This window comes from Pseudomonas sp. 58 R 3 (genome assembly GCF_900006605.1).
GTDB classification, from domain to species: Bacteria; Pseudomonadota; Gammaproteobacteria; order Pseudomonadales; family Pseudomonadaceae; genus Aquipseudomonas; species Aquipseudomonas salomonii.
This window is the reverse complement of record NZ_CVTT01000008.1, coordinates 19,429-38,378: the sequence shown is the minus strand read 5'-3', so window position 1 is coordinate 38,378 and position 18,950 is coordinate 19,429. Positions and strand designations below refer to the sequence as shown.

The 18,950-nt window shown below is 60.3% G+C and carries 18 protein-coding genes; 7 read left to right on the top strand and 11 right to left on the bottom strand.

Features of this window, described 5'->3' with window-relative positions; translation table 11 throughout:
* Window positions 1-177 precede the first annotated feature (177 nt).
* Entirely contained in the window at window positions 178-888 is a 711-nt protein-coding gene (locus BFP92_RS00415) for a helix-turn-helix transcriptional regulator (protein ID WP_065911134.1), read from the top strand.
* Window positions 889-1,055: 167 nt separating this feature from the next.
* On the top strand, window positions 1,056-2,180 hold the full coding sequence (locus BFP92_RS00410) for a methyltransferase (RefSeq protein WP_065911133.1): 1,125 nt from the start codon (window positions 1,056-1,058) through the stop codon (window positions 2,178-2,180).
* A 55-nt stretch (window positions 2,181-2,235) separates the two neighbouring features.
* Here the strand turns inward: BFP92_RS00410 and BFP92_RS00405 are convergent, their stop codons facing one another.
* The 3 genes from BFP92_RS00405 to BFP92_RS00395 are packed head-to-tail and all read right to left on the bottom strand — an operon-like array spanning window position 2,236 to window position 4,864.
* On the bottom strand, window positions 2,236-2,403 hold the full coding sequence (locus BFP92_RS00405) for a DUF2474 domain-containing protein (protein WP_010206690.1): 168 nt from the start codon (window positions 2,401-2,403) through the stop codon (window positions 2,236-2,238).
* A gap of 12 nt (window positions 2,404-2,415) precedes the next feature.
* Complete coding sequence (gene cydB, locus BFP92_RS00400) at window positions 2,416-3,423, bottom strand: cytochrome d ubiquinol oxidase subunit II (protein ID WP_056858218.1); 1,008 nt, start codon at window positions 3,421-3,423, stop codon at window positions 2,416-2,418.
* 1 nt (window position 3,424) lies between these two features.
* Window positions 3,425-4,864, bottom strand: coding sequence for a cytochrome ubiquinol oxidase subunit I (locus BFP92_RS00395; protein ID WP_065911132.1), 1,440 nt, complete (start codon window positions 4,862-4,864; stop codon window positions 3,425-3,427).
* Window positions 4,865-5,181: 317 nt separating this feature from the next.
* On the opposite strand from BFP92_RS00395, the gene BFP92_RS00390 reads away from it, so the two are divergent.
* Window positions 5,182-6,420: an MFS transporter gene (locus BFP92_RS00390; protein WP_065911131.1), complete on the top strand. Its 1,239-nt coding sequence runs from the start codon at window positions 5,182-5,184 to the stop codon at window positions 6,418-6,420.
* Window positions 6,421-6,572: 152 nt separating this feature from the next.
* Here BFP92_RS00390 and BFP92_RS00385 read toward each other — a convergent pair whose 3' ends face one another.
* From BFP92_RS00385 to BFP92_RS00370, 4 genes are all read right to left on the bottom strand, one after another.
* Window positions 6,573-8,756, bottom strand: a complete 2,184-nt coding sequence (locus tag BFP92_RS00385; RefSeq protein WP_065911130.1) for a xanthine dehydrogenase family protein molybdopterin-binding subunit — start codon at window positions 8,754-8,756, stop codon at window positions 6,573-6,575.
* A complete protein-coding gene (locus BFP92_RS00380) occupies window positions 8,753-9,742 on the bottom strand; it encodes an FAD binding domain-containing protein (RefSeq protein ID WP_065911129.1) in 990 nt (329 codons plus the stop codon). The genes BFP92_RS00385 and BFP92_RS00380 overlap by 4 nt, the downstream gene beginning before the upstream one ends.
* Complete coding sequence (locus tag BFP92_RS00375) at window positions 9,739-10,248, bottom strand: (2Fe-2S)-binding protein (protein WP_065911128.1); 510 nt, start codon at window positions 10,246-10,248, stop codon at window positions 9,739-9,741. Before BFP92_RS00375 ends, BFP92_RS00380 begins: the two co-directional genes overlap by 4 nt.
* Before the next feature lie 96 nt (window positions 10,249-10,344).
* Window positions 10,345-10,788, bottom strand: a complete 444-nt coding sequence (locus BFP92_RS00370; RefSeq protein ID WP_065911127.1) for a DUF4879 domain-containing protein — start codon at window positions 10,786-10,788, stop codon at window positions 10,345-10,347.
* Window positions 10,789-10,997: 209 nt separating this feature from the next.
* Here BFP92_RS00370 and BFP92_RS00365 point away from each other — a divergent pair, with 209 nt between their 5' ends.
* On the top strand, window positions 10,998-12,293 hold the full coding sequence (locus BFP92_RS00365; protein WP_065911126.1) for an NCS2 family permease: 1,296 nt from the start codon (window positions 10,998-11,000) through the stop codon (window positions 12,291-12,293).
* Window positions 12,290-13,369 carry a tRNA (uridine(54)-C5)-methyltransferase TrmA gene (gene trmA, locus BFP92_RS00360; RefSeq protein ID WP_065911125.1) on the top strand — a complete coding sequence of 360 codons (1,080 nt, stop codon included), beginning with the start codon at window positions 12,290-12,292 and terminating at the stop codon, window positions 13,367-13,369. The genes BFP92_RS00365 and trmA overlap by 4 nt, the downstream gene beginning before the upstream one ends.
* A 38-nt stretch (window positions 13,370-13,407) precedes the next feature.
* Here the strand turns inward: trmA and BFP92_RS00355 are convergent, their stop codons facing one another.
* Complete coding sequence (locus tag BFP92_RS00355; protein ID WP_065911124.1) at window positions 13,408-13,875, bottom strand: DUF2442 domain-containing protein; 468 nt, start codon at window positions 13,873-13,875, stop codon at window positions 13,408-13,410.
* Complete coding sequence (locus BFP92_RS00350; protein ID WP_065911123.1) at window positions 13,872-14,300, bottom strand: DUF4160 domain-containing protein; 429 nt, start codon at window positions 14,298-14,300, stop codon at window positions 13,872-13,874. Before BFP92_RS00350 ends, BFP92_RS00355 begins: the two co-directional genes overlap by 4 nt.
* 397 nt (window positions 14,301-14,697) lie before the next feature.
* Here BFP92_RS00350 and aroQ point away from each other — a divergent pair, with 397 nt between their 5' ends.
* Complete coding sequence (aroQ, locus tag BFP92_RS00345) at window positions 14,698-15,147, top strand: type II 3-dehydroquinate dehydratase (protein WP_056858207.1); 450 nt, start codon at window positions 14,698-14,700, stop codon at window positions 15,145-15,147.
* The gene (locus tag BFP92_RS00340) at window positions 15,144-15,992 is read left to right on the top strand and encodes a shikimate dehydrogenase (RefSeq protein ID WP_065911122.1); all 849 of its coding nucleotides are present in this window, start codon (window positions 15,144-15,146) and stop codon (window positions 15,990-15,992) included. Before aroQ ends, BFP92_RS00340 begins: the two co-directional genes overlap by 4 nt.
* 144 nt (window positions 15,993-16,136) lie before the next feature.
* Here BFP92_RS00340 and BFP92_RS00335 read toward each other — a convergent pair whose 3' ends face one another.
* On the bottom strand, window positions 16,137-16,802 hold the full coding sequence (locus BFP92_RS00335) for a TetR/AcrR family transcriptional regulator (protein ID WP_056862012.1): 666 nt from the start codon (window positions 16,800-16,802) through the stop codon (window positions 16,137-16,139).
* 80 nt (window positions 16,803-16,882) lie between these two features.
* The gene (gene quiC / locus BFP92_RS00330) at window positions 16,883-18,784 is read right to left on the bottom strand and encodes a 3-dehydroshikimate dehydratase QuiC (RefSeq protein ID WP_017139331.1); all 1,902 of its coding nucleotides are present in this window, start codon (window positions 18,782-18,784) and stop codon (window positions 16,883-16,885) included.
* Window positions 18,785-18,950 lie beyond the last annotated feature (166 nt).

The window sequence follows — 18,950 nt, the reverse complement described above, 5'->3', positions numbered from 1 at the left end:
GGTGCAACAGCGATGCATGTACAAAAGATCGCTCGGCGTATAAGTATTAAACAAAGAAAATACGAACAATCAGTAAATTTTTTTCACGCTACGAGTTGTAGGCTTTGTCCTACACTGTTTTCCGTACCCGCTGGGAGATAGGACGTGCCCAGGCAACAACACTATGGAGAGTTACCGATGGTCAACTGGCGCAATACACGACTCCCCAAACTGGAAGGTGAGAACAAGATCAGCACTATTTATGAGATGGTGATCAATCACACCTATGAGCTCGGGTTCCAATACTGCTCATTCACGATGAGCTCACAACAATCAGGCACTCAAACAAAACCCATTCACTTCAATAACTACCCAAGCGAATGGAACAACGTCTACAAACAAGCGCATTTCTTTGACATTGATCCGGTCGTCGCCCACTGCAAAAGCAGTGTGATGCCCATCGTGTGGGATGAAAAAACATTCAACACCACGCCGCACTTATGGTCGTTGGCCCAATCCTTTGGTGTGCATTTGGGGTGGACCCAGGCCGTTCACGACTTTCAAGGCGTGTTCAGCATGCTCACCCTGGGCCGCAGTAACGGCGAAGTCAGCCCGGAAGAGCTTTACGAGAAAGCCGGCCAGGTCCTCTGGCTTTGCCACGTGATGCACGCGGCGGTGGCACAAGAATATGCCGGAAAAACCAGCGTCACGGCGCCTTGCAAGTTGACGCCACGAGAAACAGAAATCCTCAGGTATTCAGCCTTGGGCAAGACGGCGTGCGAAATTGCCATGATCCTGTGCCTGTCGGAGCGCACCGTAGGCTTCCATATCAGCAGTTGCTTGAGAAAACTTGGGGTCAATAACAAGATTGCGGCCGTGCTTTGCGCCTCCAAAGCCGGGTTGTTTTAACCGCTGAAGAAACACCGCATGTAATCGCGCCGAAAAAAAAGTAACATTTACGGCCAATTCTGAGTGTTGATACGGCGCATGGGTGCCACTTCGTTGTTCACTCAGATGGTTGCGCCGGCCTCCCGTGCCCGCTGCCGCCCCATCGATGACCCAGAGCTCCCCCCGCCATGCCCCTGCTTGACAGCCCCTTCGCCCAGCTCGACCTGATTCGCCAGCCAGAGCAACACAATGACCCGTTGCAGGCCTTCGATGCCGCCGACGAGTACCTGCTCAGCTACCTGGCCGAGCAGCAGCCTGGCGCGGCAACCCGTGTACTGGTGCTCAACGACAGCTTCGGCGCGTTGGCGGCCAGCCTTGAAGGCCAGGTGCAGGTCACGTCCAGCGGCGACTCGTTTTTGGCGGCCCAGGGTCTGGAAAAAAACCTGGTACGCAACGGCAAGGCCTTTGATGCCGTGGCATTCGTGCCCGCCAGCCAGCTGCCGGCCGGGCCGTTCGACCGCGTGCTGATCCGCGTGCCAAAGACCCTGGCCCTGCTGGAAGAACAGTTGATCCGCCTGCAAGGGCAGTTGGCGCCAGGCGCTCAGGTAATTGCCGGCGCAATGATCAAGCACCTGCCACGGGCGGCGGGCGAGTTGCTGGAGCGCTATATCGGCCCGATGCACGCCTCCCTCGCCATGAAAAAAGCCCGGTTGCTGATCGCCACGGCTGAAGACCGCCCGGCTGCCGTCTCGCCCTACCCTACTCGCTACACACTAGACACACCGGCCATCGAGCTGTTGAACCACGCCAATGTATTCTGCCGCGAAGGCCTGGACATCGGCACCCGCGCCTTCCTCCCGCACCTGCCAACCAACCTCGGCAGCGCGCGCGTCGCGGACCTGGGCTGCGGCAACGGCGTGTTGGCAATTGCCAGCGCCCTGCAAAACCCCGACGCGCAGTACACCCTGCTGGATGAGTCCTACATGGCCGTGCAGTCAGCGGCCGAAAACTGGCAGGCCGCCTTCGGTGCGCGCGAGGTCACTGTACGCGCCGCCGATGGCCTCGCCGGTCAGGAACCGCAGTCTTTGGACGTGGTGCTGTGCAACCCGCCGTTTCACCAACAACAGGTGGTCGGCGACTTCCTGGCCTGGCGCATGTTCCAGCAGGCGCGCGAAGCCCTGGTAGTGGGCGGTGCCCTTTATATCGTCGGCAACCGCCACCTGGGTTATCACAGCAAATTGGCGCGTTTGTTCCGTGGCGTTGAACAAGTCGCCGCCACGCCGAAGTTCGTCATTCTCAAAGCCCGCAAATAAAAAAGCCCTCGTAGCGAGGGCTGGAAAACCAGGCCGCAAAGCCCGGATCGGGATATCAGTGAGTGGTCAGGCCGGCCGCATTCATGAACATGCGCATCAGGCTGGCCACGACGAACAGGGCCAGCACGCTGCCGGTCCAGATCATCGCCAGCCACCCCAGGCGCCGCCACAGCGGCTGTTTCTCGGCCTGTTCAATCTCGTGTAACGAAGGTTTGCCGGACATACAACGACCCTCCTAGTGGTAGCCGTCTTCGTGGGTGACCTTGCCGCGGAACACGTAGTAGCTCCAGAAGGTGTAGCCCAGGATAAACGGGATGATGAACAACGTGCCCACCAGCATGAAGCCCTGGCTCTGCGGCGGTGCGGCAGCGTCCCAGATCGACACGGAAGGCGGAATGATGTTCGGCCACAAGCTGATACCCAGGCCACTGTAGCCGAGGAAGATCAGCACCAGCGTCAGCAGGAACGGCGTGTAGTGCGCATTACGTGCCACCGCGCGGATCAAGCCGTACATGGTCACCAGCACCAGGATCGGCACCGGCAGGAACCAGAACAGGTTCGGCAGGGTGAACCAGCGCGAAGCGATTTCCGGGTGCGCCAGCGGCGTCCACAAACTGACGATGCCGATCACTGCCAGCACCACAAAGGCCAAGGGCCGCGCCAGGTTGTGCATCTGCTCCTGCAACTTGCCTTCGGTTTTCATGATCAGCCAGGTGCAGCCGAGCAAGGCATAGGCGACCACCAGTGCAACGCCGCAGAACAGGGTGAATGGCGTGAGCCAATCCAGCGAACCGCCGGCAAACTGGCGATTCACCACCGGAATGCCATCGATAAACGCCCCCAGCGCCACGCCCTGGAAGAACGTCGCGGCGATGGAGCCACCGATAAACGCCTTGTCCCACAGGTGACGCTTGTCGTCCTTGGCCTTGAAGCGGAACTCAAAGGCCACGCCCCGGAAGATCAGCCCGATCAGCATCAGGATCAGCGGCAGGTACAGCGCCGACAGCACCACCGAATAGGCCAGCGGGAACGCGCCAAACAATGCCGCGCCACCGAGTACCAGCCAGGTTTCGTTGCCGTCCCAAACCGGTGCGACGGTGTTCATCATCACGTCACGGTCGACTTTGCCGGGGATAAACGGAAAGAGGATGCCGATGCCCAAATCGAAACCGTCCATCACCACGTACATCATGATGCCGAAGATGATGATCACGGCCCAGATCAGCGGAAGATCAATACCCATCTCAATTCCCCTTGTGCTGGATGTGGGCGTGGTCGTCGTCGCTGCCGTCATCGGCGGCGGACAACGGACGGGCCGGTGTACGTTTCTGGCCAGGGCCGCCATGGGTCGGCTCGCTGCCTTCGTGGGTCTGCGGGCCTTTGCGCACCAGGCGCATCATGTAGCCCAACCCGGCGCCGAACAGCGCGAAGTACACCACCACAAACAGCACCAGCGTGATGGTCATCTGCGCCAGGCTATGCCCGGAGGAAGCATCCGCCGTGCGCATCAACCCATAGACCACCCACGGCTGTCGGCCGATTTCGGTGGTGAACCAACCGGCAAGAATCGCGATCAGGCCGGACGGGCCCATCCACAACGCCAGGTACAGGAACGGCTTGGACGTGTACATCTTGTCGCCCCGGCGCAGCCACAGGCTGAACAGACCGGTGAAGATCATCAGGAAGCCCAGGCCGACCATGACCCGGAACGACCAGAACACAATGGTCGAATTAGGACGGTCTTCAGGCGGGAACTCCTTGAGCGCCGGCACCTGTTTGTCCAGGGAGTGGGTCAGGATCAGGCTACCGAGGTACGGAATCTCCACCGCGTATTTGGTTTTCTCGGCTTTCATGTCCGGCCAGCCGAACAGGATCAGCGGCGTGGGCTCGTTGCCGATATTTTCCCAGTGGCCTTCAATCGCGGCGATTTTCGCCGGTTGGTGCTTCAAGGTGTTGAGGCCATGGAAGTCACCGATCACCGCCTGAATAGGCGCCACAATCAGGGCCATCCACATCGCCATCGACAGCATGGTGCGGATCGCCGGGTTGTCCTTGCCGCGCAGCAAATGCCAGGCTGCCGAAGAACCGACGAAGAACGCGGTGGCCACAAAGGCGGCCGTGGCCATGTGCATCAGGCGGTAGGGGAACGACGGGTTGAAGATCACCGCCAGCCAGTCGGTGGGAATCACCCGGCCGTCGATGATTTCAAAGCCTTGCGGGGTCTGCATCCAGCTGTTGGAGGCCAGAATCCAGAAGGTCGAGATCAGCGTACCGACGGCCACCATCACCGTGGCAAAGAAGTGCAGCTTGCGCCCCACCTTGTTCCAGCCGAACAGCATCACCCCGAGAAAACCCGCCTCAAGGAAGAAGGCCGTGAGCACTTCGTACGTAAGTAGCGGCCCGGTGACGGCACCGGCGAAGTCCGAAAAGCGACTCCAGTTGGTGCCAAACTGATAGGCCATGACCAGGCCCGAAACCACCCCCATGCCGAAGTTGACGGCAAAGATCTTCGACCAGAAATGGTAGAGGTCACGGTAGGTGTCGTTATGGGTCTTGAGCCACAAGCCTTCCAGCACCGCAAGGTAACTGGCCAGGCCGATGGTGATCGCCGGGAACAGGATGTGAAATGAGATGGTGAACGCGAATTGAATTCGGGCGAGATCTAGCGCCTCCAAACCGAACATAAGTCTTCCTCTGTCAGGTAATACCGGCTGCTGGCGGGAGCCTGCACCCACTGCCCCCACGGATATGGAGTGTGGCGAATTTCAATTCGTTTCTTTTTTTACCCATCACGTAGGGATTCTGGCCTTGCGGCCGCCAGACCAATCCCGGGGCCGGTTTTGATCTGGATCAAGCATTGCTGAAAGAGTAGCCCCATTTTCGGACGAAAGCCGTGTGGTTCATTGACGCGTGACAGGTTGCCTCAGCTCAGTTCTTGCAACTATTTGTTACAGCTTGATGCTAATCTGCCCGCTCCCTCTGCTCCTGACCTGACTTCCCGATGCCTAGTGAACCTGCGTTGCTGTTGCGTCACCACCGCCCTTTCATCGCGTTCTGGCTTGCGCGCATCTTCACCGCCAGCGGTTTCCAGATGCTTACTGTGGCCATCGGTTGGAACCTCTACCAACTGACCGGCAATGTGCTGGACCTGGGCTTGGTCGGCCTGGTGGAGTTTATTCCACGCGTGCTCTTCATGTTGCACACAGGCCACGTGGCCGATCGCTATGAGCGGCGCAAGGTCGCCGCCATCTGCCAGACCGTGCAGGCGTTAATTGCCTTATCCCTGGCCGTCGGCGGGCTGACCGGCAACGTGACCCGCGAGATGATCTTCATCCTCGCCTTCCTGCTCGGCGCTGCACGCTCGTTTGAGATGCCCACCACCCAAGCGCTGCTGCCGAGCATCGTGCCCAGCGCGCTGTTCCCGCGTGCCGTGGCCTCGTCGCAATCGGCGCAGCAACTGGCCACCATTGTCGCGCCGGCGCTGGGCGGTTTGCTCTATGCGTTTGGCAGCGTGTGGGTGTATGGCCCAACCGTGGTGCTGTACCTGATCGCCTGCGTACTGACCCTCAACCTGCCCGCGCGCCAGACGCCGCTCAATAAAGCCAAGGCAACCATGGATTCGCTGCTCGCCGGGATCCGCTTTATTCGCAGCCGCCCGGACATTCTCGGTGCTATCTCGCTGGACCTGTTCGCCGTATTGCTGGGCGGCGCCACGGCGTTGCTGCCGGTGTTCGCCAAGGACATTCTGCTGACCGGCGCCTGGGGGCTGGGCCTGTTGCGTTCGGCACCAGCGGTAGGCGCGTTGTTGATGTCACTGTGGCTGGCGAGGTTCTCGGTAGACCGGCATGTCGGGCGCGTGATGTTTACCGCCGTCGGTGTGTTTGGCGTGGCAACCATTGCGTTCGGCCTGTCGACGTCGTTCTGGTTCTCCCTGGCGGTATTGGTGGTGCTGGGCGCGGCGGACATGATCAGCATGGTGATCCGCGCTTCGTTCGTGCAGCTGGAGACCCCGGATGAAATGCGCGGGCGGGTCAGTGCGGTCAACGGCCTGTTTATCGGCGCATCCAACCAACTGGGCGAGTTTGAATCGGGGATTACCGCCCACTGGTTCGGCACCGTGCCCGCCGTGGTCATGGGCGGGATTGGTACGTTGTTGGTGACGGGGGTGTGGATCAAGCTGTTTCCCACCCTGGCCAACCGCGATCGGATGCATGTGCCGGTGGAAGAAACCAAGGCCTGAGCCACCGGTGAACCTGATGTTGAAATGCAGTCAATGTGGGAGCGGGCTTGCTCGCGAATGCAGTGTGTCAGTCACTGAATGTGTATCTGACACGCCGCATTCGCGAGCAAGCCCGCTCCCACATTTTGATCTTCTGTGGCTTGAAGACCGGGTTACAGCACCTTATCCAGGGTGATAGGAAATTCCCGCACCCGCTTGCCGGTGGCATGGTAAATCGCATTTGCCACTGCTGCCGCCACCCCGACAATGCCGATTTCACCCACGCCCTTGGAGCCCAGGGCGTTGACGATTTCGTCGTGTTCGTCGACAAAAATCACTTCAATGTCGCCGATGTCGGCATTTACCGGGATGTGGTACTCGGCCAGGCTGTGGTTCATGTAGCGCCCCAGTTGATGGTCGACCTGGGTCTCTTCATGCAGTGCCATGCCGATGCCCCAGACCACGCCGCCGAGGATCTGGCTGCGGGCCATTTTCGGGTTGACCACTCGCCCGGCGGCAATGGCGCTCACCACCCGACGCACCTTGATCGTGCCCAGGTCTTCGTCGACCTGAACCTCGACAAACACCGCCGAATGGGTCGCCGTCGCATAGCCTTCACGCTTTTTGTCCGGCTGGCTGTCAACCTGGACGGCTACTACCTCTTCGCCACTGTCCTTGACCAGTTGCGCCAGGGACACACTCACGTCCCCTGTGTGCAATTGGCCGTCTTCAAAGCGCACAGTTCCTGCGTCTTTGAACACCGGGTAAGTCTGCCGGGCAATCGCCAGCAGCTTGGCGTTCAGCGCTTCGCAGGCCTGCTGTACGGCTGTGCCGACGGACGAGACGGTAAACGAGCCGCCCTGTAACGGCGCCGTGGGTAACGACGAGTCACCCAGCAGAAAATGCACATCGGCCATCGCCACACCGCTGGTTTGCGCGGCAATCTGGGTCATCACCGTGTAGGTGCCCGTGCCGATATCGGTGGTGGCGCTGCTGACGGTCAATTGGCCTTGGGCATCCAACTGCGCCTTGGCGCTGGCCTTCATCTGCAGGGCTTCCCACACACCACCGGCCATGCCCCAACCGATCAACTGGTTGCCGTCACGCATGCTGCGCGGCTCGGGGTTGCGCTGGCTCCAGCCGAAGCGCTCGGCGCCTTCGCGGTAACACTCGCGCAGGGCTTTGCTCGACCAGGGTTTGTCTTCGTTCTGGTTGCGCTCGGCGTAGTTGATAAGGCGCAGCTGCACAGGGTCCATCCCCAGGGCGCAGGCCAGTTCATCCATCGCACATTCCAGGCCAATCACGCCCAGCGCGGCGCCCGGCGCGCGCATGTCCAACGGCGTGGACACGTCCAGGGGCACCAGTTTATAGGTCAGTTGCACGTTGTCGCAGTGGTAGAGCATGCCGCTCCACTCCACCACGTGCTCGCTGAAATCTTCGAAGCGCGAGGTCTGGCCAATCGCGGTGTGGCCCAACGCCAACAGGCGACCATTGGCAGCAGCGCCCAGTTGCAAACGCTGCAGGGTGCGCGGGCGGTAGCCGAACGTGAACATCTGTTGACGGGTCAAGGTGACGCGCACCGAACGCTTGAGCGCCAGCGCTGCCATCACCGCCAGCGGCAATTGATACTGCGGGCGCAGGCCCGAGCCAAAGGCACCGCCGACGAATGCGGCAAAAATCCGTACCTGGCTTTTATCCAGGCCGAAGACTTTTTGCACGTAGGCCTGGCAGTTCTGCGGGCCCTGGGTCTTGTCGTGGATATGCAGGGTGCCGTCCGGCTGATACAGCACGGTGCTGGCGTGGGGTTCCATCGGGTTGTGGTGCTCGATGGGCGTGCTGTAGTGCATATCCAGGCTGACGGCGGCGGCAGCCCATTCGGCCTGGAAGTTGCCCCGTGGCTTGGGCGGCGTTTGCGGCGAGGGGTGCGCCTGCTCCTGCAAGGCCGCAAGATCAGTGGCAAATGCCTCGCTCGCGTATTCGATCTCGACGAGCGAGGCAGCGTGCCGCGCCAGTTCAAGGTTGTCGGCGATCACCAGGGCCAGGGGTTGCCCGTTATAAAGCACGCGGTCGTTATACAGCGGGCGAAACGGCGAGCCGTCGGCCGCATCGGCGTCGGCGAAAGCCTCATCGTAGCTGGCGAGTTTGGGGCGGTTCAGATGATCAAGCACGCTGACCACGCCCGGCAGCGCCAGGGCTTTGGACGCGTCGATCCGGATCACCCGGCCCTTGGCAATCGTGCTTGAGACAACACTGCCATGCAGCAAGTCGTTGCCTGGAAACTCACCGGCATAACGCGCCTGGCCGGTGACCTTGAGCAGACCGTCAACACGGTCCAGGGGTTTGCCGACGGCGGTCATGGGCGTTCTCCTGCGACAGCGGCGTCGCTCAGGGCACGGATAATTGCGCGGCGTGCCAGCTTGATTTTAAAGCGGTTGTGTTCCAAGGGTTCGGCGTCCTGCAGCAAGGCGTCAGCGGCCTGGCTGAAGGTTTCGCGGCTGACCGCCTGCCCGATCAGCGCGGCTTCCACGGCGCGATCGCGCCAGGGTTTGTGGGCCACACCGCCAAGGGCCAGGCGCGCATCGACGATGGTGTCGCCTTCCAGTTCCAGCGCGGCGGCAACGGAGACCAGCGCGAAGGCGTAGGAGGCACGGTCACGAATTTTCAGGTAGTGGCTATGGTTGGCGAGACGGTCAGGCGGCAGTTCGATGGCGGTGATCAGCTCATCGTCGGCCAGCAGGTTGTCGCGCTCGGGCGTATCGCCAGGCAGCCGATGAAAATCAGCAAACTCGATCACCCGTGCACCGCCACGCCCTTCGACATGCACCCGCGCCTGCAGCGCTGCCAGGGCGACGCACATGTCCGAGGGATGGGTGGCCACGCAGTGTTCGCTGGCGCCGAGGATCGCATGGATGCGGTTCAACCCCGCGCGCGCCGGGCAACCACTGCCAGGCTCACGCTTATTGCACGGCACGCTGGCATCATAAAAATAGTAGCAACGGGTACGTTGCAACAGGTTACCGCCGGTGCTGGCCATATTGCGCAGTTGCGGCGAGGCGCCCGCCAGGATGGCCTGGGACAGCAATGGGTAGCGCGCCTCGATCAGCGGGTGCCAGGCCAGGTCGGCATTGCTGACCAACGCGCCGATCATCACCCCGCCGTCGGCGGTCTCCTCTACGCCGTTGAGCGCCAAACCGGTGATGTCGATCAGGTGTTCGGGGCGGCTGATGTTTTCTTTCATCAAGTCCAGCAGGTTGGTGCCACCGGCAATAAACCGCGACGTCGCGCTGCTCAGGTGCACGGCCTCCTGCACATCGGCCGGCTTGCTGTACTGGAAGGGGTTCATTGGTCACCTCCCAGCACAACGTCCTCAATGGCATCGCGAATATTGCTGTAGGCCCCGCAGCGGCACAGATTACCGCTCATCAGTTCCTGGATTTGCCCGGTGTTGTGGGCGCGGCCTTCATTGGCCAGGCCGACGGCGGAGCAAATCTGCCCAGGCGTGCAGTAGCCGCACTGGAACGCGTCATGCTGGATAAAGGCCTGCTGCATCGGGTGCAACCGGTCGCCATCGGCCAGGCCCTCAATGGTGGTCAATTCGGCACCGTCGCACATCACCGCCAGGGTCAGGCAGGCGTTGATACGTTTGCCATCGCGCAACACCGTGCAGGCGCCGCACTGGCCGTGGTCACAGCCTTTTTTGCTACCCACCAGATCCAGCTGTTCGCGCAGCAGGTCCAGCAAGGTGGTCCAGGGCAACACCTGCAGCTGGCGGTCTTGGCCATTCAGGGTCAGGCGTATCGGGTGGCTGACGAACGGTTTGGTCGTCGTGCCATTAGGGTTCGCGCTCATAAACACCTCACGGGTTGGTGCACTTCCGCGGCGTTCAGGAAAGTCGCCGTCTTAGGGCTACGACTTCCCGAGGTAGTGAGCGTTCAAGGGGATTGATCAGAGGATGTTGAACTCGAGTTTCAAGGTGTTTTGCGCGCCATTGATCGAGATATTGCTGTATTCGAACCAGCCCTGGGCCTGGACATTCAGGTCAAACACATAGATGTAGCCCATCACAGTGCCTGCGCCGTTACAGACTTCGCTGATGTTGCCCACCTGACACACCGGCGTGCGTTGCCCATTCAATTCGGCGCCATTGAAGCGCCCCATCGGGCTTTTGCCCAGGCCGACTTCCATCACCGAAACCCTGGTCTGCCCACGATGGGTGCACATCTGGGTGGTCGTCACGCCCGTGGGGATGGTTTCCGTGCAACGTGCCGATTCGACCTTGAATACCCGCACCTCGCTCAAGGGCGGTGCAGCCGCGCCCCACGCCGGTGCCACGAGCCCCAGCCCGATTAAGGCGAACAGAGCTAGACTGCTGGCGTTGGCTTTTTTCATGCTGATAACGACCCTGTGTTTAACGTCGGCGCAGTATGCCTCAAGGCCAGATTCGAGAATACGCAGCCTATCCGCCACATCGCGTCGGCTGCTGGTATCATGCGCCGCTTTTTCCGATCCTCTCTGAAACCACAGGCGCTTGGCGCAGTTTGTGCTTTGACTTAGAGGTCAACAAATAACGACGCAAAATAGCGTCACAGGGAGCCGGCATGCTGGAAAAGCTGTTTCAACTCAAAGCACACAACACCAACGTGCGCACCGAGATTCTCGCGGGTATCACGACCTTTCTGGCCATGGCCTACATTCTGTTCGTGAACCCGAGCATCCTCGGCGAGACCGGCATGGACAAGGGCGCGGTGTTCGTCGCCACCTGTCTGGCCGCCGCCATCGGTTCGACCGTGATGGGCCTGATCGCCAACTACCCGATCGCGCTGGCGCCGGGCATGGGCCTCAATGCCTTCTTCACCTACACCGTGGTCCTGCACATGGGCCATACCTGGCAAGTCGCATTGGGCGCGGTATTCATTTCGGCGGTGTTGTTCTTCCTGCTGTCGATCTTCCGCATCCGTGAGTGGATCATCAACAGCATCCCGCTGCCGCTGCGTTCGGCGATTGCCGCCGGTATCGGCCTGTTCCTGGCGCTGATCGCCCTGCACAACGCCGGTATCGTGGTCAGCAACCCGGCCACCATGGTTGGCCTGGGCGACCTGAAACAACCGGCGCCGATCCTCGCTACCCTGGGTTTCGCGCTGATTGTTGCGCTGGAAGCCCTGGCGGTGCGCGGTGCAGTACTGATCGGCATCCTGGCGGTGACCATCGTGTCTATCGTGATGGGCTTCACTCCGTTCGGCGGCGTGACCTCGATGCCACCGTCCCTGGCGCCGACCTTCCTGCAACTGGATATCAAAGGCGCGCTGGATATCGGCCTGGTCAGCGTGATCTTCGCCTTCCTGTTCGTTGACCTGTTCGACAACTCCGGCACCCTGATCGGTGTGGCCAAACGCGCCGGCCTGATGGGCAAGGACGGCCACATGCCGAAAATGGGCCGTGCACTGATCGCCGACAGTACCGCCGCCATGGCCGGTTCGCTGCTGGGTACGTCGACCACCACCAGCTACATCGAGTCGGCTGCGGGCGTGAGTGCCGGTGGCCGTACCGGTTTGACCGCCATTGTGGTCGCCATCCTGTTCTTGCTGGCGTTGTTCTTCTCGCCACTGGCCGCCAGTGTTCCAGCATTTGCCACCGCGCCGGCGCTGCTGTTCGTGGCCGTGCTGATGACCCAGGGCCTGGCCGAAATCGACTGGGACGACATTACTGTTGCAGCGCCGGTGGTGGTCACCGCCCTGGCGATGCCTTTCACTTACTCCATCGCCAACGGCATCGCCTTCGGTTTCATCGCCTGGACCGCCATCAAGCTGCTTTCGGGCCGCTACCGTGAGCTGAACCCGGCACTGGTGATCCTGTCGATTCTGTTTGTGATCAAGCTGGGCTGGTTCAACGCATGACTTTTGACGCCACAAGCTACACCGCTCAACTGCAAGACAAGGTCACGCGCTTGCGTGACCTGTTGGCACCGTTCGACGCACCTGAACCGCAGGTCTTCGATTCGCCGCTGCAGAACTTCCGCCTGCGCGCGGAGTTCCGCCTGTGGCGCGAAGGCGGTGAGCGCCACTACGCGATGTTCTCCCAGGACGACAAACGCACGCCGATCCTGATCGAACAATTCCCGATCGCAAGCCAACGCATCAACCAGTTGATGCCGCAACTCAAAGCCGCCTGGCAAGCCAGCGCAGCCTTGAGCCACAAGCTGTTCCAAGTGGAGTTCCTGACCACACTGGCCGGCGACGCGATGATTACCCTGTGCTATCACCGCCCGCTGGACGAGCATTGGCACACTGCTGCGAACAAGCTGGCGGCGGACTTGAATGTCAGCGTCATCGGCCGCTCCAAGGGCAAGCGCGATGTGATCGGCCATGACTACGTGGTGGAAAAGCTCGAGGTCGGCGGGCGCACCTTCAGCTACCGCCAACCCGAGGGCGCGTTCACCCAGCCCAACGGCACCGTGAACCAGAAGATGCTCAACTGGGCCTATGAAGCCTTGGGCGATCGCCCGGATGATTTGCTGGAGTTGTATTGCGGCAACGGCAATTTCACCCTGCCACTGGCAACCCGTGTGCGTAAGGTACTGGCCACCGAAATCAGCAAGACCTCGGTGAATGCGGCCTTAAGCAACCTTGATGAAAACGCAGTGGCTAACGTCACCCTGGTGCGCCTGTCTGCCGAAGAGCTCACCGAGGCACTCAACGAAGTTCGACCGTTCCGCCGTCTGCACGGCATCGACCTGAAAAGCTACGAATTCGGTAGCGTCTTCGTCGACCCACCGCGCGCCGGCATGGACCCGGACACCTGCGAACTGACCCGACGTTTTGACAACATCCTGTACATCTCCTGCAACCCGGAGACGTTGGCGGCAAACATTGCGCAACTGCATGACACGCACCGGATTACCCAGTGTGCGATGTTTGACCAGTTCCCGTGGACGCACCATATGGAGTCCGGGGTGTTATTGACCCGCCGGTAAACTGTGGGAGCTGGCAAGCCAGCGACCACACCGGGTTTTCATGCATCTGTTGAATCACCGTTATCTACCGGCTCCTTGCGTGGCCGACCGCCCTTCTTGCCATTGGCTCGGGCGGCAGCGGTTTTGGCGGCGCTGCTCTTGCGACCGTTACGCGACGCTACCATGCTTGTTGCCAGGTCCATCAAGGGCTGGCTGGTGGCGATGAGGCCGGTGATCGACACGTCCAGATCCTGCGCCTCACAGCACAGCGCCTTGCCGCCAAAGCCGACCTCCAGTTGCTGAAAGTCCTCCAGGGAAAACCCTTCGAACTCCGGCAGCCCGGCCACCGGCAACATGACGCGGCTGCCGTCGCTGAAGCCGATGGAAATGCACCCGTGTTCATAGCGCACGTTGCTGGCATTGGCGTACAGACGTTTGAGCTTGCGCCCACGGGCAATTGCCTTGTCGACATCGGCCTCAGTGAGCGGCTTGTAGGGCACGACTTTGGCTTTTACGATTTTTTTCATAAATCAATCTCCACAAAACCTGGTGCCCTGACCAGATTCAAAATTGTCTTCTGCCCCACAACATCGTGCCGGGCACGTGCAATCACATAAACACCGCGCTGAATGATCAACCCCGGCAATACCTCATCGGCATCCCAATCCCAGGAATGATTCTCCAGGCAAACCGTTTGCAGCTTCTCCCACCAGATCCTGCGTGCCCGCGCCAGGTAATGCGGCTGCATGATCGCCTCGCGTATTTCCTTCAGGAGCGCAGTAGATGGCCGCCTGCGATCCGGCTCCACATCCCACAACTCCACGTCTGCATCCACAAAGCTGAAACGAAAACGCGCATCCCATGCCATGCCCCTCACATGAACGTGGGGCGGGCAGTGTTCATCCCGCAAAAACACTGAAATCACATATCCCTTGTAAGCACCTACTTTCATCGTAACCCATCCGTTAGGTTATTTTCCGTCAGGTAACAATTTTTCCGTGGCACCCGACAACCGGCTCCATCCTTGCGAAGCTGTTTCACAGATTAGTAACGACGAACAACCCCGCGAACACGGGGTTGTAACCACTCATGCCCACGGCTGGAAATACCCTGCCAACGCCCGCAAGTCCTGCTCGTTCAGCAACCCCGCGTAATACTTCAACTGAATCCGCGCCAGCCAATACCCATGCTGTGCGTTGATTTTTCACTCGATAGTGAATTTGATGCTGCGGGGTATGCCTGCGAATAAGCGTTCGATAATCGAACACATCAGCCGCCTTCAATTGACCAAATTAACCATCCGGTACATTTTATCCACACAACCAATAATAAGTGTGGAGATACCCTTTATGCCGCCCATCGTGCTGGTGCTCAACGGCCCCAACCTCAACCTGCTCGGCACCCGCGAGCCTGCTACCTACGGGCATGAAACCCTGGCCGACATCGCCGCACTGTGCGGCCGCAGCGCGGAAAACCTCGGGTTGAAAATCGAATTTCGCCAGACCAACCACGAAGGTGAACTGCTCGACTGGATCCACGGTGCCCGCGCCCGTTGCGCCGGTATCGTGATCAACCCGGCGGCCTGGACCCACACCTCCGTAGCGATTCGCGACGCACTGGTGGCCAGTGAAGTGCCGGTGATTGAAGTGCATTTATCCAATGTGCATGCGCGCGAGGCGTTCAGGCACCACTCGTTTGTGTCGCCCATTGCCAAGGCGGTGCTTGCAGGCTTTGGCAGCCATGGTTATCACCTGGCGCTGGAACACTTCAGCCACAGCCTCAAAGGATCCGCCCGATGAAACCGCGCATCCTCGCCGGCCTGATCGGCGCCGGCATCCAGGCCTCCCGCACGCCCGCCCTGCATGAACAGGAAGGCGACGCCCAAGGCTTGCGCTACCTGTATCAGTTGATCGACCTGGAAGCCCTGCAACTGAACATCAACGCCCTGCCCGACCTGCTGGACGCGGCCGAGTTGATGCACTTTACCGGCTTGAACATTACCTACCCGTGCAAGCAGGCAGTGCTGGCGCTGCTCGATGAATTGTCTGACGAGGCGCGAGGCATTGGCGCCGTCAATACCGTGGTGTTCAAGGATGGCAAGCGCATTGGCCATAACACGGATTGCCTGGGGTTTGCCGAAGGTTTCCGGCGCAACTTGCATGATGTCGCGCGCGAGCGCGTCGTACAGATGGGCGCCGGCGGTGCGGGCGCAGCAGTGGCCCATGCGTTGCTGGCCCAAGGCGTGCAGCACTTGAGTATTTTTGATGTGGACATGACCCGCGCCCGCGACCTGGTGGATAACCTTGCGCAGCGCTTTGGTGCCGGTCGCGCCCAGGTTGGCATCCAACTGGAGAACGCGATGGCCGAGGCGGATGGCTTGGTGAACACCACGCCCATGGGCATGGCCAAGCTGCCCGGCACGCCGGTGCCGCCGGCGCTGTTGCGAGCCGAACTGTGGGTCGCGGAAATCGTGTATTTTCCGCTGGAAACCGAACTGCTGCGCGACGCCCGCGCCTTGGGTTGCCGCACGCTGGACGGCGGCAATATGGCGGTGTTTCAGGCGGTGAAGGCGTTTGAACTGTTCAGTGGCGAGGCGCCGGATGCGCAGCGAATGCTGGCGCACTTTCAGAGCATGAATGGCTGACTGCCGAAACCGAAATCAAAAAATGTGGGAGCTGGCTTGCCTGCGATAGCGATTCAACAGTCACTATTGATGTGACTGGCACACCGTCATCGCAGGCAAGCCAGCTCCCACACTGATTGCATTCCAGATTGGGAGTCGGTGGGTTCAAGCCTGCAGGTACCGCATCACCGACTCACAAATCATCTCCCGATGCCGCTGTTTAATCGCCTCATCCGACAGCTCGATCTGAAAAATCTCACTGAACGTATGGCGGTTGGACACCCGGTAAAAGCTGAATGAGTTGATCAGCAGGTGCACATCCAGCGGCTCCAGCCCCTCGCGAAACACCCCCATCTCGGCGCCCCGCCGCAATGTGGCGCCCAGCGCTTCGAGGATGTTGCTGTTCATCGCCTTGATCGAATCCGAGCGCTTCACGTATTCCGCGTTGTGGATATTTTCGATGCTGACGATGCGCACGAAATCCACGTTCTGGTCGTGGTGATCGAAGGTGAACTCCACCAGCCGGCGGATCGCTTCACGCGGTTCAAGGGCCGTGAGGTTCATGCGGGTTTCGGTGTTGCGGATGTCGCCGTAGAGTTTTTCCAGCACCTCGACGTACAACTGCTCCTTGCTGCCGAAGTAGTAATAGATCATGCGTTTGGAGGTGTGGATACGCTCGGCGATCGCATCCACGCGCGCGCCGGACAGGCCCTGCTGAACAAACTCGACGATGGCTTCCTGCAGGATGTTTTCGCGGGTCTTTTCCGGGTTGTTCTTGCGACTCTTGCGCGGTGTGTCTGACACAGCGGAGAGGTCGGGGGTCAGGGTCATGGTGCGCTCACGGCCATTTGTGTTGTGCAAACGGCGATTATGGGCCGAGGCGCTTCCCGAAGGAAGCACCTGCCCGGCCGTTATAAACGCGCCTGACGTGCCGCGCCGCTGCGCGATTTGGCCATCGCGGCCAGGCGCACCGCCACATTGGCCGCGCCATACCCGGCGTAGCCGTTCTTGCGCTGGATGATCTCAAAGAAAAACCGCCCTTCGAACGCCTCGGTGTACACATGAAACAACTCACCGCCCTGGGCATCACGGTCGTACAGCACGTTGTAGTACGCCAGTTCGCTGAGGAACTCATCGTCGAAATCAAACCGTGCGGCCAGGTCGTCGTAGTAGTTGAGCGGGATATCCAGTAACGGCACACCGGCTGCTTTGGCGCGGCTGACCTCGGCGAAAATATCTGCGCAGTCAAAAGCAATGTGGTGCACGCCCGAACCACGATAACTCGACAGCGCGTGGGAAATTGCCGTGTTGCGGTTCTCGGAAATATTCAACGGCAAGCGGATCGAGCTGCACCGGCTGCGCAACGCTCGGCTTTTCACCAGGCCATAAGGGTCGGGCAGCACCACTTCATCATCGGCTTCGAAATCCAGCAGGCTCTTGTAAAACAGCACCCAACTGTCGAGGCTGTCGGCCGGCAAGGCCATGGCCATATGGTCGATGCGCAGCAAACCGCCGCTGGACGCCGTTGCCGCTTGCAAGTTGAAGTCGGTGTCGTACAGCGCACCCTCGGCAGGGTCCACCAGATAAATCAGGCTGCCATCCGGCGCACGTACCGCCGCCAGCTCCAGCTCGTTAGGCCCGACCAGCCCGCGATACGGCTGGCCTTTGTAGGCCACGGCCCGCTCCAGCGCCTTGGCGCTGTCCTTGACCCGAATCGCCGTAGCGCACAACGACGGGCCGTGGGCTTCGAAAAAGTTGTGGGCGAACGAATAGGGTTCACAGTTGAGGATCAGGTTGATATCCCCCTGGCGCAGCAGGCTCACACTCTTGGAGCGGTGCTGCCCAGCCTTGACGAACCCCAGGCGTTCCAGCCAGTGGGTCAGCTTGGCGCCGAGGCTTTCGTCCACGGCAAACTCGAGGAATTCGATGCCGTTGTATTCGCTGGCTGCCGGGGTATCAAACAGAATCTCGACAGGCTGGGCCGGCGCCTCCTGCTTGAGGCGTTCACGGGTTTTCTCTTCCAGGTACAGCAGCGAACGCAAGCCATCCGCCGCATTCGCGCGGGTGGGTGCGGCGCGGAAACCGTCGTTGAAAATCTCCAGGGACAACGGCCCGGTGTAGCCACTTTTGATGATCGGCGCGAGAAAGCCTGCCAGGTCAAATTCGCCCTGCCCCGGGAAACAGCGGAAATGCCGGCTCCACTCCAGCACATCCATGGCCAGTACCGGCGCGTCGGCCATTTGCACAAAGAAGATTTTGTCGCCGGGGATGTCGGCAATGCCGCTAGGGTCGCCCTTGAGCGACAAGGTATGGAAGCTGTCGAGCAACACGCCCAGGCTAGGGTGATCGACCTGACGCACCAGGTTCCACACCTGCTGCCAGGTGTTCACATGCTTGCCCCAGGCCAGCGCTTCATAACCAATGCGCAAACCACGGCGGCCGGCGTGCTCGGCCAGCAAGCTGAGGTCATCGAGCAAAATGCGTTCATCGCCCACGCAATCTGCCGAGGCATTGCTGCACACCAGCACCAGGTCGGTGCCCAGCTCCTGCATCAAATCGAATTTGCGCTCGGCGCGTTCCAGGTTGCGCGCCAGGCGGTCGCGGCGGCATCCTTCAAAGTCGCGGAACGGCTGGAACAAGGTGATGGCAATGCCCAGGTCGGCGCACATTTGCCTAACTTCCCGCGGGCTGCCGTCGTAATACAACAGGTCGTTCTCGAAGATCTCCACCCCGTCGAACCCGGCAGCGGCAATGGCTTCGAGCTTTTCCGGCAGGGTGCCGCTCAAGGAAACGGTGGCAATGGAACGTTGCATGGGGCGACTCCCGGAGTTGTTATTTGCAGCAAATTATTGGCCCCTAGCCTACACGCAGCAATTAAAATGTACGAACCGGTTAGTTTTTTGTGCGATTACCGAACACTATGCCCTGTTGGCGAATTGACGACTTTTTAACCACTGCGCACCATCGAACCTGCACCAA

Excerpts from the sequence above, each read along its gene's own strand:
- BFP92_RS00380 (WP_065911129.1), bottom strand. The coding sequence starts at position 9,742 with ATGAACCCCTTCCAGTACAGCAAGCCGGCCGATGTGCAGGAGGCCGTG.
- BFP92_RS00385 (WP_065911130.1), bottom strand. The coding sequence starts at position 8,756 with ATGACCGCCGTCGGCAAACCCCTGGACCGTGTTGACGGTCTGCTCAAG.
- trmA (WP_065911125.1), top strand. The coding sequence starts at position 12,290 with ATGACTTTTGACGCCACAAGCTACACCGCTCAACTGCAAGACAAGGTC.
- BFP92_RS00355 (WP_065911124.1), bottom strand. The coding sequence starts at position 13,875 with ATGAAAAAAATCGTAAAAGCCAAAGTCGTGCCCTACAAGCCGCTCACT.
- BFP92_RS00350 (WP_065911123.1), bottom strand. The coding sequence starts at position 14,300 with ATGAAAGTAGGTGCTTACAAGGGATATGTGATTTCAGTGTTTTTGCGG.
- BFP92_RS00390 (WP_065911131.1), top strand. The coding sequence starts at position 5,182 with ATGCCTAGTGAACCTGCGTTGCTGTTGCGTCACCACCGCCCTTTCATC.
- BFP92_RS00375 (WP_065911128.1), bottom strand. The coding sequence starts at position 10,248 with ATGAGCGCGAACCCTAATGGCACGACGACCAAACCGTTCGTCAGCCAC.
- quiC (WP_017139331.1), bottom strand. The coding sequence starts at position 18,784 with ATGCAACGTTCCATTGCCACCGTTTCCTTGAGCGGCACCCTGCCGGAA.
- BFP92_RS00365 (WP_065911126.1), top strand. The coding sequence starts at position 10,998 with ATGCTGGAAAAGCTGTTTCAACTCAAAGCACACAACACCAACGTGCGC.
- cydB (WP_056858218.1), bottom strand. The coding sequence starts at position 3,423 with ATGGGTATTGATCTTCCGCTGATCTGGGCCGTGATCATCATCTTCGGC.
- BFP92_RS00415 (WP_065911134.1), top strand. The coding sequence starts at position 178 with ATGGTCAACTGGCGCAATACACGACTCCCCAAACTGGAAGGTGAGAAC.
- BFP92_RS00370 (WP_065911127.1), bottom strand. The coding sequence starts at position 10,788 with ATGAAAAAAGCCAACGCCAGCAGTCTAGCTCTGTTCGCCTTAATCGGG.
- BFP92_RS00335 (WP_056862012.1), bottom strand. The coding sequence starts at position 16,802 with ATGACCCTGACCCCCGACCTCTCCGCTGTGTCAGACACACCGCGCAAG.
- BFP92_RS00410 (WP_065911133.1), top strand. The coding sequence starts at position 1,056 with ATGCCCCTGCTTGACAGCCCCTTCGCCCAGCTCGACCTGATTCGCCAG.
- aroQ (WP_056858207.1), top strand. The coding sequence starts at position 14,698 with ATGCCGCCCATCGTGCTGGTGCTCAACGGCCCCAACCTCAACCTGCTC.
- BFP92_RS00405 (WP_010206690.1), bottom strand. The coding sequence starts at position 2,403 with ATGTCCGGCAAACCTTCGTTACACGAGATTGAACAGGCCGAGAAACAG.
- BFP92_RS00395 (WP_065911132.1), bottom strand. The coding sequence starts at position 4,864 with ATGTTCGGTTTGGAGGCGCTAGATCTCGCCCGAATTCAATTCGCGTTC.
- BFP92_RS00340 (WP_065911122.1), top strand. The coding sequence starts at position 15,144 with ATGAAACCGCGCATCCTCGCCGGCCTGATCGGCGCCGGCATCCAGGCC.